The 13,255-nt window shown below is 71.0% G+C and carries 13 protein-coding genes and 1 tRNA gene; 7 read left to right on the top strand and 7 right to left on the bottom strand.

Translation table 11 applies throughout. From position 1 onward, the window contains the following. Nucleotides 1–14 precede the first annotated feature (14 nt). The 5 genes from thrB to argS are packed head-to-tail and all read right to left on the bottom strand — an operon-like array spanning nt 15 to nt 6,550. Nucleotides 15–1,025 (bottom strand): homoserine kinase, encoded by a 1,011-nt coding sequence (gene thrB, locus ACHAAJ_RS04270; protein ID WP_435726684.1) that lies wholly within the window; start codon nt 1,023–1,025, stop codon nt 15–17. Between the two features lie 11 nt (nt 1,026–1,036). Further along, nucleotides 1,037–2,137 (bottom strand): threonine synthase, encoded by a 1,101-nt coding sequence (thrC, locus tag ACHAAJ_RS04265; protein ID WP_435726683.1) that lies wholly within the window; start codon nt 2,135–2,137, stop codon nt 1,037–1,039. After that, nucleotides 2,138–3,445, bottom strand: coding sequence for a homoserine dehydrogenase (locus tag ACHAAJ_RS04260; RefSeq protein ID WP_435726682.1), 1,308 nt, complete (start codon nt 3,443–3,445; stop codon nt 2,138–2,140). A gap of 7 nt (nt 3,446–3,452) precedes the next feature. Continuing rightward, nucleotides 3,453–4,907, bottom strand: a complete 1,455-nt coding sequence (lysA, locus tag ACHAAJ_RS04255; RefSeq protein WP_435726681.1) for a diaminopimelate decarboxylase — start codon at nt 4,905–4,907, stop codon at nt 3,453–3,455. Nucleotides 4,908–4,909: 2 nt separating this feature from the next. Continuing rightward, nucleotides 4,910–6,550, bottom strand: a complete 1,641-nt coding sequence (argS, locus tag ACHAAJ_RS04250) for an arginine--tRNA ligase (RefSeq protein WP_435726680.1) — start codon at nt 6,548–6,550, stop codon at nt 4,910–4,912. Between the two features lie 106 nt (nt 6,551–6,656). On the opposite strand from argS, the gene ACHAAJ_RS04245 reads away from it, so the two are divergent. The 7 genes from ACHAAJ_RS04245 (at nt 6,657) to ACHAAJ_RS04215 (ending at nt 11,495) form a co-directional block, all read left to right on the top strand. After that, a tRNA-Arg gene (locus ACHAAJ_RS04245) sits at nt 6,657–6,732 on the top strand. A gap of 227 nt (nt 6,733–6,959) precedes the next feature. Further along, complete coding sequence (locus ACHAAJ_RS04240; RefSeq protein WP_435726679.1) at nt 6,960–7,595, top strand: biotin transporter BioY; 636 nt, start codon at nt 6,960–6,962, stop codon at nt 7,593–7,595. Next, a complete protein-coding gene (locus ACHAAJ_RS04235; RefSeq protein WP_435726678.1) occupies nt 7,592–8,740 on the top strand; it encodes an AMP-binding protein in 1,149 nt (382 codons plus the stop codon). The genes ACHAAJ_RS04240 and ACHAAJ_RS04235 overlap by 4 nt, the downstream gene beginning before the upstream one ends. Beyond that, nucleotides 8,733–9,887: a thiolase family protein gene (locus ACHAAJ_RS04230; protein WP_435726677.1), complete on the top strand. Its 1,155-nt coding sequence runs from the start codon at nt 8,733–8,735 to the stop codon at nt 9,885–9,887. Before ACHAAJ_RS04235 ends, ACHAAJ_RS04230 begins: the two co-directional genes overlap by 8 nt. Further along, complete coding sequence (locus ACHAAJ_RS04225; protein ID WP_435726676.1) at nt 9,884–10,570, top strand: energy-coupling factor ABC transporter ATP-binding protein; 687 nt, start codon at nt 9,884–9,886, stop codon at nt 10,568–10,570. The genes ACHAAJ_RS04230 and ACHAAJ_RS04225 overlap by 4 nt, the downstream gene beginning before the upstream one ends. Beyond that, a complete protein-coding gene (locus ACHAAJ_RS04220; RefSeq protein WP_435726675.1) occupies nt 10,564–11,160 on the top strand; it encodes a CbiQ family ECF transporter T component in 597 nt (198 codons plus the stop codon). Before ACHAAJ_RS04225 ends, ACHAAJ_RS04220 begins: the two co-directional genes overlap by 7 nt. Before the next feature lie 47 nt (nt 11,161–11,207). Next, nucleotides 11,208–11,495, top strand: a complete 288-nt coding sequence (locus ACHAAJ_RS04215) for a CHY zinc finger protein (RefSeq protein WP_435726674.1) — start codon at nt 11,208–11,210, stop codon at nt 11,493–11,495. Nucleotides 11,496–11,548: 53 nt separating this feature from the next. On the opposite strand, the gene ACHAAJ_RS04210 is transcribed toward ACHAAJ_RS04215, so the two are convergent. Both ACHAAJ_RS04210 and ACHAAJ_RS04205 read right to left on the bottom strand, forming a co-directional pair. Next, nucleotides 11,549–12,340, bottom strand: coding sequence for an ABC transporter ATP-binding protein (locus ACHAAJ_RS04210; protein WP_435726673.1), 792 nt, complete (start codon nt 12,338–12,340; stop codon nt 11,549–11,551). 2 nt (nt 12,341–12,342) lie between these two features. Beyond that, nucleotides 12,343–13,245, bottom strand: coding sequence for an ABC transporter permease (locus tag ACHAAJ_RS04205; protein ID WP_435726672.1), 903 nt, complete (start codon nt 13,243–13,245; stop codon nt 12,343–12,345). Nucleotides 13,246–13,255: the final 10 nt, after the last annotated feature.

Below are 13,255 nucleotides of genomic sequence, written 5' to 3'. Positions count from 1 at the left end.
CGACTCGTTGGCCGCTAGTGCACTTCCAGCTTAGCACCCGCGCGGTCAACGCCGGGCATTAGGACACGCCACTCGACGGGCGTGGTTTCGCCCTGCGGTCCGGCTGCCGACGTGTCCATGCCGGAAACGAGCTCGGCGGCACGGCGGGCCTCGTCGGCGCCGGCGGCGAGCACCAGCACCGTGGGGCCGGCGCCGGACACCACCGCGGCCAAGCCGTGTGCGCGGAGTCCGGCGATCAGGGCAGCACTGTGTGGCATGGCCTCGGCACGGAATCCCTGGTGCAGGAAGTCCTCCGTTCCGGACAGGAGCCACCGGGTTGAGCCCGCCAGCGCCTTGACGAGCAGCCCCACACGGGCGCCGTTTGCGGCCGCCAGCGCATGCGGAACGGAAGCCGGCAGCAACCCCCGGGCGCGCTGGGTCGACAGTTCCACGTCCGGGACAGCGACGACGGGCACGATCGCCTCGTCGAGGTCCAGGGGGATGGATTCGATGCGTCCCTCCTCCTGAAGGGAGAGCGTCAGGCCACCGAACACCGCCGGCGCGACGTTGTCCGGGTGGCCCTCGTGCCGCGCGGCCCCGATAAACACCGCATCCGCGTCCAGCGCATTCCGGACGGACGCGGGAAGAAGGGCGTCCGCGGCGGTGAGCGCGGAGACGACCGCAGCAGCCGACGAACCCAGCCCGCGGCCGTGCGGAATAACGTTCTCCGCCTCGATCTCCAGCCCGGCGGGGGCCACGCCGAGTTCGCTCCAGCGTTCCAGCATGATCCGCGCGATCAGGTGCGTCTCGTCGTTGGGAAGCAAGCTTGCCCCCTCGCCCGTAACCGCGACCCGGACACCGGAGCCGTCGGTCGTGCGAACACGAAGCGTGTCCCGCAGCCCCAAGGCCATGCCGAGCGCGTCGAAACCCGGTCCGAGGTTCGCCGTGGTCGCCGGGACCGTCACGGTGATGGACTGGCCGGCGGCGATCCGCGGCGTGCCGGCGTGACCGGGCGCCTCGACTGCTCCGGACGAGTACTCGCGCATTGCCATCTCCCCTAGCCGAGCCCGAGCGCGTCGGCCACGGAGACGACGTCGAACCCGACCTTGGTTGGCGCGACGTCGGAACCGTCCGCGTTCCTCAGTGCCCACTGGGGATCCTTCAGCCCGTGGCCGGTGACCGTGATGACGATCCGCTGCCCGGCCGCGACCTTCCCCAGCGCGTGATATTTGATGATGCCGGCGACCCCCGCGGCGGAGGCGGGTTCGACGAACACACCCTCCCGCGCGGACAGCCAACGGTGCGCCTCGAGGATCTCCTCGTCCGTGACGGCGTCGATCAGGCCGCCGGACTCGTCGCGCGCGGCGATAGCCTGGTCCCAGGACGCCGGATTGCCGATGCGGATCGCGGTGGCGATGGTGTCCGGTTCGGTGATCGGGTGCCCGGCCACCAGCGGTGCCGACCCCGCGGCCTGGAAGCCCCACATGACGGGGGTCTTGGAGGCCACCGCGGGCAGCTCGCCGGCGGTCGCGGACTCGAAGGGGGCCGCGTACTCCGTGTAGCCCTTCCAGTAGGCCGTGATGTTTCCCGCGTTTCCGACGGGGAGCACGTGCAGGTCCGGGGCGTCGCCGAGGGCGTCGACGACCTCGAAGGCCGCGGTCTTCTGCCCCTGGATGCGTGCCGGGTTCACCGAGTTCACCAGGAACACGGGATAGTTCTCGCTGAGCTTGCGGGCCACCTCGAGGCAGTTGTCGAAGTTGCCGTCCACCTGCAGCAGTTCCGCGCCGTGCGCAATGGCCTGGGACAACTTGCCCATGGCGATCTTGCCGTCCGGAACCAGGACCGCGCAGGTCAGGCCCGCCTGGGTGGCGTAGGCGGCCGCAGAGGCGGAGGTGTTGCCCGTGGACGCGCACACCACGGCCTTGGCGCCGGCCTCTACGGCGGCCGTGATGGCCATGGTCATCCCGCGGTCCTTGAAGGATCCGGTGGGATTCATCCCCTCCACCTTGAGGTACACCTCGCAGCCCGTGAGTTCGGAGAGCGCCGGGGCGGGAACGAGCGGCGTGCCGCCCTCCCCCAAGGTGATCACCCGGGTGGACTCGGAGACGGGCAGGCGGTCGGAATATTCGCGGATGACACCGCGCCACTGGTGGGCCACTTAGTTTCCTTCGACTCGGAGAACGGAGGTGATGTCGCGGACGACGGGCAGGCGCCCGATGTCGGCGACGGTCGCGGCCAGCGCGGATTCCCGGCCGACGTGCGTCACAAAGCGCAGTGTCGCGTAGCCGGGTTCGCCGTCGGCGTCCGCGTGGGTTTTCTGGTGCATCGTCTCGATGGACACGCCGCGCTCGGCGAAGATCCCGGCAATCGCCGCGAGGACGCCGGTTTCGTCGCTGACCTCCAGCCCGATGCTGTAGCTGGTGCGGATCTCGTCGATGGGCAGGGCGCGCATGCTTCCCGTCGTCCTCTCGGTGCGGCCGGGGCCGCCGGCCACGGTGCGACGGGCGGCGCTGACGACGTCGCCCACCACGGCGGACGCAGTCGGCATGCCGCCCGCGCCCTGTCCGTAGAACATCAGCTGTCCGGCGTTCTCCGCCTCGACGAACACGGCGTTGAACGCGCCGTGGACCGTGGCCAGGGGGTGCTCGCGCGGCAGCAGGGTCGGGTGCACGCGCACGGCGATGCCGTCCGCGCCATCGGTTCCGTCGATCCGTTCCGCGATGGCCAGCAACTTGATCACCATGCCGGCTTGGCGGGCGGCCCTAACGTCGTCGGCGGTCACCGCGGTGATGCCCTCGCAGTGCACGTCGGACAGGTTGAACGCGGTGTGGAAGGAAAGGCTGGCCAGGATGGCGGCCTTGGCGGCGGCGTCGTGCCCCTCGACGTCGGCGGTCGGGTCCGCCTCGGCATAGCCCAGTGCCTTGGCCTCGACCAGCGCGTCCGCGAACTGGGCGCCCGTGGTGTCCATCGCGTCGAGGATGTAGTTGGTGGTGCCGTTGACGATGCCCATCACCTTGGTCACTCGGTCGCCGGAGAGGCTGTCGCGCAGGGGGCGCAGGATCGGGATGGCACCGGCGACCGCCGCCTCGTAGGAGAGCTGCACGCCCGCCTCGTCCGCGAGCGCCGAAAGCTCGGGCAGGTCGCGTGCCAGCAGCGCCTTGTTCCCGCTGACGACGGCGGCGCCGCCGGCGATGGCCCGTCGGATCAGCGTCCCTGCGGGCTCGTGGCCACCCATCAGCTCGATGACGACGTCGGCGCCGTCGATCAGCGTCTCCGCGTCCGTGGTGAAGAGGCCGCTGGGCAGCTCCACATCGCGGGGCGCGGCCGTGTCGCGGACCGCGATCCCCTCCAGGACCAGTCGGGCGCCCGTCCGCGCCGCGAGCTCGTCCGCGTCGTCGAGCAGGATGCGGGCCACTTGGGATCCCACGTTTCCGCAGCCGAGCAGGGCCACCTTGAGGTTCTTCACGTGCTATCTACGCTCCCATGTCCCGGGCTAAAAGGTCGTCTTCCGTTTCCCTGCGAATGATCAACCGCGCCTTGCCGTCGCGGATCGCGACGACGGCGGGGCGGCCCAGGTAGTTGTAGTTGCTGGCCAGCACCCAGCAGTAGGCGCCGGTGGCGGGGACGGCAACGAGATCTCCCGCCGCGACGTCCTCCGGCAGGTAAACGTCCCTGACGACTATGTCACCGCTCTCGCAGTGTTTTCCAACCACCCGGGAAACAATCGCTTCCGATTCCGTCACACGCGAGGCGAGAACCGCGGAGTAGTCGGCGTCGTAAAGCACCGGGCGGGCGTTGTCGCTCATGCCGCCGTCCACGGAGACGTAGCGCCGCGGCGACGTGCCCTCCGCGGTGTCCACCTGGACGGTCTTGCGGACGCCCGCCTCGTAGAGCGTGAAGGTCGAGGGCCCGACGATCGCCCGGCCCGGTTCGATCGAGATGCGGGGCACCCGGAGCCCGAGGCGACGGCAGACCTCGCCGACGACGGCGGCCATCGCCCCGGCCAGCTCGGCCGGCGCGCGCGGGGTGTCCGCCTCCGTGTAGGCGATGCCGTAGCCGCCCCCGAGGTCCAGTTCGGGCAGTTCCACGCCGTGGTCCCGGCGGACCGTGTCGAGGAAGGTGAGGAGCCGCTCGGCCGCCAGGGCGAAGCCCTCCGCCTCGAAGATCTGCGACCCGATGTGGCAGTGCAGGCCCAGCAGGTTGATGGATCCGCTGGCCAGGGCCCGCGCGACCGCGACCGCCGCCGGGGACTTGCCCTCCGGGACGCCGTCGGCCGGCTCCCCTCCCTCGGGCGCGTCGCCGTCGGCCATGGACAGCCCGAACTTCTGGTCCTCGTGGGCCGTGGCGATGAACTCGTGCGTGTGCGCGTGGATGCCGGGCGTCAGGCGCAGCATCACGTTGGCCCGTCGCCCGGACTCCGCGGCAATCGATGCCACGCGCCCGAGCTCGTCGAGGCTGTCCACGACGATCCGTCCCAGGTCCATGTCCAGCGCCAGACGGATTTCCGCCGCGGACTTGTTGTTGCCGTGCAGGCCCAGGTTGGCGGCCGGAACGCCGGCGCGCCGCGCCACGGCCAGCTCCCCGCCGGAGCAGGTGTCCAGCCGCAGCCCCTCCTCGGTCACCCACCGGGCGACGTCGACGGACAGGAAGGCCTTGCCGGCGTAGTAGACGTCCACTCCCCCGCACAGGTCGGCGAAGGCGCCGTCGTAGGCCTGCTTGAAGGCCCGCGCTCGGGACCGGAAGTCGTCCTCGTCCATCACGAACAGCGGTGTGCCGTACTCGGCCTGCAGCTCCCGGACGCCGACGCCCTGGACGGCGATCTGGCCGTCCGCGGCGCGTTCGACGCCGGAGGCCCACAGCGGGACGCGGAGCGCGTTGACGTCGTCGGGGAAGCTCAGCCATTCGGGGGCCAACGGTGAGGCGCCCACTGCTACATCTTCTCCGGTGCGGTGACGCCCAGCAGGCCCAGCCCGTTGGCGAGCACCTGGCTGGTGGCGTCGTTGAGCCACAATCTAGTCCGGTTCACGTCCTCCACGGGTTCGTCCGCCAGCGGTGCGACGCGGCAGGCCTGGTACCAGCGGTGGTACGCGCCGGCGATGACCTCCAGATGGCGGGCCACGCGGTGCGGTTCGCGGAAGGACGCGGCCTGCGCCACAATCGAGGGGAACCGGCCCAGGTGGGAGAGCAGTTCGTTTTCGGTCTCGTGCGTCAGCAGCGAGGCGTCGAACGCGCCGCGGTCCACGCCCTTGGCGCCGGCGTTGACGGAGGCCGCCCGCGACCGGGCGTGAGCGTATTGGACGTAGAAGACCGGATTGTCGTTGGTGTTCTTCTTCACCAGCTCGGGGTCTATCGTCATGGGCGAATCGGCCGGGTAGCGGCCCAGCGAGTAGCGCAGGGCGTCGGCGCCCAGCCAATGGATGAGGTCCCGCAGCTCGATGATGTTGCCGGCGCGCTTGGACAGCTTGGCGCCGTTGACGGACATCAGCTGGCCGATCAGCACCTCGATGTTGCGCTCCGGGTCGTCGCCCGCCGCGGCGGCAAGGGCCTTGAGCCGGTTGACGTAGCCGTGGTGGTCCGCCCCGAGCAGGTAGATCTTCTCGGAGAACCCGCGGTCCTTCTTGGACAGGTAGTAGGCGGCGTCGGCCGCGAAGTACGTGGGTTCGCCGTTGGCGCGGATCAGCACGCGGTCCTTGTCGTCGCCGAAGTCCGTGGTGCGCAGCCACACGGCGCCGTCGACGTCGTCGACATGGCCCTGTTCGCGCAGCCGCGCGACGGCGTCCTCGACCGCGCCCGTCGCGTGGAGGTCCTGCTCGGAGTAGTAGACATCGAAGGAGACACCGAAATCGGACAGGGTTTCCTTGATGTCCCTCAGTTGCGCCTCGTAGGCAAGCTGACGGATGACGGGGATGGCCGCCTCCAGGGTGAGCTCGCGGATGCCCGGATGCTCGGCCAGGACGTGGTCGCCGAGTTCGCGGATGTATTCGCCGGGGTATCCGCCGTCGGGAACCGGCAGCGAATGGATGCGGTTGTAGACGGACAGTGCGAAGATGTTCATCTGGTTGCCGGCGTCGTTGATGTAGTACTCGCTGGTGACCTGCGCGCCACTGGCCTTGAGCACCCGGGCGATCGAATCGCCCAGGGCCGCCCAGCGGGTGTGGCCGATGTGCAGCGGACCGGTGGGGTTCGCTGAGACGAACTCCATGTTCACCACGCTTCCGGCCAGAGCGTCGTTCGTACCGTAGAACGCCCCCGCCTCGACGATCACGCGGGCGAGCTCACCGGCGGCAGCCGCGTCCACGCGGATGTTCAGGAAGCCGGGGCCGGCGATCTCCACGGAGTCGACGCCGTCGATCCGCCGCAGTCGCGACGAAAGGATCTCGGCGAACTCGCGCGGGGCCATTCGGGCCCGCTTGCCGAGCTGTAGGGCGATGTTCGTGGCCCAGTCCCCGTGGTCGCGGCTCTTCGGCCGTTCCACGCGCACCTGTTCGGGAACGTCGACGGTAAAGTCGCCCGCGGCGACGGCGTCGCGCAGGCAGGCGGAAATGGCGGAGGAGAGTTGTTCTGGAGTCACCAGACAAGAATAGCCGGGACGCGGAAGGCCGCGGGGCGCCGGTTTCCGCACGTCCCGCACGTACTGCTAAGCTCTTCTAGGTTCCGCCGCCGGCAGTCTGCGGCCGGCCCTCGTAGCTCAGGGGATAGAGCGTCCGCCTCCGGAGCGGAAGGTCGAAGGTTCGAATCCTTTCGAGGGCACCACACGTGTTCGGAACACCGTCCACGGACAAAAGGTCCCCGGCTTCGGCCGGGGACCTTTTGTCGTCCCGGCCCCGTTGCGCGCGCCGATTGCGGGGCCTCCCGCCCCACGCTCCGGATGCGAGATCCGTCACGTTCTTGCCGCGGATGAAGCCGCAGCGCTAAAGTGAACAGCGTTCAAGTGAACGCCGTTCAAGAAGCATTGCCCCCACGACTCCCCCAGGATTGCCATGAACCGCCTGCGCCTCGATGCCACCGATATTGCCCGCATCGCCGTTTTCACCGCCATCGTCGCCGTCCTCGGGCTCCCCGGCGGACTCTCCGTCTTCGGGTCAGTGCCCATTACGGCCCAGACGCTCGGCGTCATGCTCGCCGGCGCCATCCTGGGACCATGGCGCGGCGCACTGTCCATGGTGGTCCTGCTCGCACTGGTCGCCATCGGACTTCCGCTCCTGTCGGGCGGCCGCGGCGGCATCGGCGTGTTCGTCGGACCGTCCGCGGGCTACCTGATCGGTTGGATCGCCGGCGCGTTCGCGATCGGGCTGATCGTGCACGGCGGCAAGCGCCTGTCCCGGTGGCGCACGGTGCTCGGCGTGGTCGTGGGCGGCATCCTGGTGATCTACGCGTTCGGCATTCCCGTGCAGTCCTACGTCACGCGGCTCCCGCTGGGCGCCACCGCGCTGCAGAGCCTCGTCTTCCTCCCCGGCGACTTCATCAAGGCCGCCATCGCCGCGGCCATCACCATGACCCTCTCGCGCGCCTACCCGCGCGCCTTCCGCCGCGTTCACGCCGCGCCGTCCCCGACGCCCGCAGCCGACGCGTCCGCCGACATCGAGGCGGAGCCCGTCGGCGGAACCACGCGTTGACGGGCGGTTTGGTTCCGGTCCACCCCGCCCCTGACCGGGACCTGGTCGAACACCTGCGCGCGATCCGCGCCGACGGAGGCATACCACTGGTGTGCGACGACCGATGGAGCGCCGAACACGCCGAACGGGTGCGTCGGCTCTGTGCCACGGCCGAGCCGGCGCCCGGCGTCGGGTGGGCGGGCCTCACCTCCGGCAGCGGCGGCCGCCCGCGCGTGGTGCTGCGCAGCGCGGCCTCCTGGTCCGACTCGTTCGCCGCCGTCGGGGACCTGCTGGGAGCCCGCGACGGCGACGTCCTGGCGCTGCCCGCTCCCCCGAGCGCCTCCCTGACCCTCTTTTCCCTCGCCCACGCGTTGGAGGGCGGGCCGCGCCCCGTCCTGAACTCGGGCCACGCCGCGGGCGCCGCGGACTTCGCGGACGCCACACTCTTCCACGGCACCCCGCACCACCTGCGCAGTTTGCTCGACGCCGGCTCCCCACCGCGGCTGCGTGCCGCCCTCGTCGGGGGCAGCGGCCTTGACTCCGCGTTGCGGAGGCGGGCGGAAGCCCTCGGGATCCGCGTGACGGCCTACTACGGCGCCGCGGAGCTGTCCTTCGTGGCCGTCGACCACGGCGACGGGTACGTTGCGTTCCCCGGCGTGGAGATCGACGTGCGCGACGGCGTCGTCTGGGTCCGTTCGCGCTTCGTCGCGGACGGTTACCTCGACGACGGGCGCGGCGCCGACACCGCCGGGCCGTTCCGTTCCGCCGACGGTTGGCACACGGTCGGCGACCTCGCCGCGCACTCCGGCGGCGCGCTGCGCCTGCTCGGCCGCGCGGACGGCGCGGTCCTCACGGCGTCCGCCACCGTCATTCCGGAGGATGTCGAGGCCGTCCTGCGTACGGTCGACGGCGTGGGCGACGCCGTCGTGTTGGGCATGCCGCACGCCGGGATCGGTGCGTTGCTGGCCGCCGTCATCGAACCCGCGGCCTCCGGAACGCCCGCCACGTCCTCGGCGCTGCGGGCGGCCGCCGGCCGGCTGCTGGCGCCGTCGCACCGGCCGCGGCGCTGGTTCGGCGCGCGACTCCCCCGCACCCCGAGCGGCAAGCCCGCCCGATCCGAGCTCGCGCGGATGCTCTCCGCCCGGGAGGTGGAGATCCTTGCCTGAAAACGATCCCGTCGTCATTGCCGCCCGCCGGTCCCCCATCGCCACCCGTGGGCGGGGCCTCGCCCTGCTGACGGTGGACCAATTGGCCGCACCCGTGTTGCGGGCGGCGCTGGAGGACGCGCGCGCCGTGCTGGAGCGCGCGGAACCGGTTGTCGACGTCGTTTTGGGCAACTGCATGGGGCCCGGCGGCAACACCGCGAGGGTCGCCGCACTCGGCGCCGGGTTCGGGCACTCGGTGCCGGGCCTGACGATCGACCGCCAGTGCGGCAGCGGCCTGGCCGCCATCATCGAGGCGTCGCGCGCCATCCGCGCCGGGGAGGAGGGACTTCGGCTGGCCGGCGGCGCCGAGAGCGCCTCGACGGCCCCCGTCCGCTCGGTCGGCGGCGTCCCCTATGGACGGGCGCCGTTCGTTCCCGCGGGATTCCCGGACCCGGACATGCCCGAGGCCGCCGAGCGCCTGGCTGCGGCCGATCGAATCGGACGAGCGCGCCAGGACGCCTACGCGGCGTCGAGCCACCGGCTCGCCGCCGAGGCCACGGCCCGCGAGGCCTTCGCGGCGGAGCTCGTTCCGATCGGTGGCGTGGACGCGGACGAAACCCGGCGCGGAGTCGCCGCGCTCCTGCCCCGCTTCACACCGCTCTTCGCATCCGGAAGCGTCACTGCCGGGAACTCCTGCCGGGTCAGCGACGGCGCCGCCGCCGTCGCGCTGGTTCCGGAGGGCCTCGGCGGGGCACGGGCTACCGGAGGGGCGGGGCGTCTGACCGGCCTGGCGCTACGCGCCCACGCCGTCGTCGGCTGCGACCCGGGGCTTCCGGGAATCGGGGCGGCACCGGCGGTGGCCGCGGCGCTCCGGTCGGCCGGCCTCGGGGTGGGCGACCTCGCCGCGATCGAGATCGTCGAGGCGTTCGCCGCCCAGACGTTGGCGGTGCTGGACCGCCTGGGCGTCGCCGAGGACGACTCCCGCCTCTGCTCCGACGGCGGCGCCCTGGCGCTCGGGCACCCGTGGGGCGCGAGCGGCGCCGTGGGAGTCGTCCGGCTCTTCGGCCGGCTGGTTCGTTCGGGCGCCCCGGCGGGCACGCTCGGCGTCGCCGCGGCCTCCATCGGCGGCGGCATGGGCGTCGCCGCCGTCTTCGAGGTGGTCCGATGAGTGCCATCACCCTCCACGGCGTCTCCGTCAGCCTCGGCGAGACGACGGCGTTGGACAACGTCACCCTCGAGCTGGACGCGCGCACCATCGCCGTCGTCGGCGACAACGGCTCCGGAAAGTCGACCCTGGCGCGCGTCATCGGTGGCCTGGTGCCGCCGACGTCCGGCACGGTGCGCGTCCACGGCGTCGACCCCGTCCGCCAGGCGCGCGAGCTGCGGCGGCTCGTGGCGATCGTCTTCAGCAACCCCGATGCGCAGATCATCATGCCGACCGTGCGGGAAGACGTTGAGTTCTCGCTGCGCACCGAGAAGCTTCCGCGGGACGTCGTCAAGGCCCGCGTGGACGCCGCCCTCGAGGAATTCGGACTCAGCGAACTCGCGTCGCGCTCCGCGCACGAGCTTTCCGGTGGCCAAAAGCAGCTCCTCGCGCTCTGCGGGGCCTTCGTCCGGCGGCCGGAACTGGTGGTCGCCGACGAGCCCACCGCCCTCTTGGACGCCCGCAACGGGCGTCGGGTCGCGGACCACCTGCTCGACGGCGACGACCACCGCCTGGTGCTGGTCACCCACGACCTCGCCCTGGCCGCCCGCTGCGAGGCCGCCGTCCTGGTGGCCGGATCCCGGATCGCGGCGGCCGGCGGTTCGGACGAGGTCGTCGCCGCGTACGAGCGGAGCCTCGTGTGCTGACGCTCTACCGCGAGGGGACCGGACCGCTGCACCGGATGCCGGCCGGGCCCAAGACCGTGGCCCTGGCCGCGGCCGTCATGGGGATCTCGTTCCTGCCCTCCACCTGGTGGGCGGCGGGTGCGGCCTGGGCGGTGGCCCTGGTGGCCTACCTCGTGGCCGGACTGGGCCCGCGCGTCATCGGCGGCCAGGTGTATGCCCTGCGCTGGATTGTCCTGGTGACCCTCGGGGCACAGCTGGTTTTCCTTCCCCCGGAGGCCGCGGTCTCCAACGCCTCGCGCGTACTCGCCGCCATCCTCCTTGCCGGCCTGCTGGTGCTGACGACGCGCATCACCGACCTGCTGGATGCCGTGGAACGCTGGCTCCGTCCGGCCGCGCGCGCAGGTGTCGACCCCGAGCGCGTCGCCCTGCTGCTGACCGTCACCATCACCACCCTGCCGGTGCTGGCACGCCTCGGCGCGGGCGTCCGGGAGGCCCAGCGTGCCCGGGGCGCGCGCGGCGGCCTGGCCACGTTCGTGGTGCCTTTTCTGGTGGTCTCGCTCAAGCACGCCGACGAGCTCGGCGAGGCCCTCGCCGCCCGGGGCGTGCGGTGAGCCGCCCGCGCGTCCTCGGGCAAACGGTCGACGCCCAGACCCGGTGCGTGCACTACCGCACCGAACTGGACGTCATCGCCATCCGCTTCCGCTGCTGCGGCGAGTACTACCCGTGCCACCTGTGCCACGACTCCGTCCCGGGCCAGCATCCCGCCGTGCCGTGGCCGGCGGACGAACGCCACGCGCGAGCCGTGCTGTGCGGGGTGTGCTCCGCGGAGCTCACCGTGGCAGGGTACCTGGCCGCCGATCGCTGCCCCGAGTGTTCCGCGGGGTTCAATCCCGGCTGCAAACTCCACGCCGGGCTCTACTTCGAGCTCCTGCCCGAAACGAAGTAAACCCGTACGACGCCGGCGGCGCACCGGCGTCGTACGGGTTTGCTTCGGCGCTTCTACTGGAGCATGGTGCGGTCGTCGAGTTGCGCGCCCTTGATCTTCTCGAACTCCGCCAGCAGCCCCTGGACCGTCATCTTGGACTTCTGCTCCCGGTCCAGGTCCAGAATGATCCGGCCATCGTGCATCATGACCAGCCGGGTTCCCAGGCGCAGCGCCTGCTCCATGTTGTGCGTGACCATCAGGGTGGTCAGGCCGAAGCGGTCAACGGTCTCCGCGGTGAGCCGCGAGACGAGTGCGGCGCGCTGGGGGTCCAGCGCCGCGGTGTGCTCGTCCAGCAGCAGGATCTTGGGCCCGCTGAACGTCGCCATGAGTAGCGACAGGGCCTGCCGCTGGCCGCCCGAGAGCAGACCGACCTTGGCCTTCAGCCGGTCCTCGAGGCCCAGCTCCAGGGACTTGAGCTCCTCGCGGAACCGCTCGCGCTTGGCCTTGGTGACCCCCATGCCGAGGCCGCGGCGCCGGCCCCGCTCGAGCGCCATCGACATGTTCTGCTCGATGCTCATGGTGGGCGCGGTCCCCGCCATCGGGTCCTGGAACACGCGCCCGATGTACTGCGCGCGGCGGTGGTCGGGCAGCTTCGTGACGTCCTTTCCGTCGATGAAGACCGTCCCGGCGTCCGGGCGCATCTTGCCCGAGGTGATGTTCAGGACGGTCGACTTGCCGGCGCCGTTGGAGCCGATCACGGTCACGAACTCCCCCGACGAGAGGTGGAGGTCGATGCCGCGCAGGGCCTTGCGTTCGTTGACCGTTCCCGGGAAGAACGTCTTGTTCACATTGGTGATGTCCAGCATGGCTAGGCCACCGCCCCCTTCTTTTCCGGCTTGGCCGTTCCCATCCGGGCTCCCAGCTTCCTGAACCCGCTCCATTGCGGAAGGATCAGCGCGAGCACCACCAGGACGGCGGAGATCAGCTTCATGTCGTTCGGCTGGAGACCCGCCTCCAGCGCGAGCTGGATGACGACGCGGTAGAGCACCGAACCCAGCACGACGGCGAAGGTGGCGATGACGACCAGGCGCGTGCCGAAGATGGCCTGCCCGATAATGACGGAGGCGAGCCCGGCGAGGATGAGTCCGATCCCCATGCCGATGTCCGCGAAACCCTGGTACTGCGCGATGAACGCGCCGCACACGGCGACCAGCCCGTTGGACAAGGCGAGGCCCAGGATCTTCTGGTTGTCGGTCGAGGCGCCGAAGCTGCGGATCATCTCCTCGTTGTCGCCCGTCGCCTGCATGGCCAGGCCCACGTCGGTGTGCAGGAACCAGTCCAAGACGAGCTTCACGACGAGCGCGAGCACCGCGAACATCAGGATGGAGAGCCAGCTGCCCATGAAACCGCCCTCGCGCAGCGGGCTGAGCAGCGTGTCCTCGCGCAGCAGCGGCAGGTTGGCCTTGCCCATGATGCGCAGGTTGATGGAGTAGAGGGCGATCATGGTCAGGATGCCGGCGAGCAGGCCGTTGATCCGGCCCTTGGTGTGCAACAGGCCGGTGACGATGCCGGCGGCCATGCCCGCCGCGAACGCGATGAGCGTGGCGAGCAGCGGCGGCACGCCGTTGATGATGCCGGTCGCGGCGACGGCCGCACCGGTGGTGAAGGAGCCGTCGACGGTCAGGTCGGGAAAGTCCAGGATGCGGAAGGTCAGGTAGACCCCCAGCGCCATGATCGCGTAGATCAGGCCCAGTTCAACCGCGGTGATCATAGGTGGTGAC

Origin of the sequence: Arthrobacter arnarulunnguaqae (assembly GCF_051262515.1) — a bacterium.
Lineage (GTDB): Bacteria > Actinomycetota > Actinomycetes > Actinomycetales > Micrococcaceae > Arthrobacter_N.
Note: the sequence above shows the minus strand (reverse complement) of the source record. Positions and strands in the feature narration are given on the sequence as shown.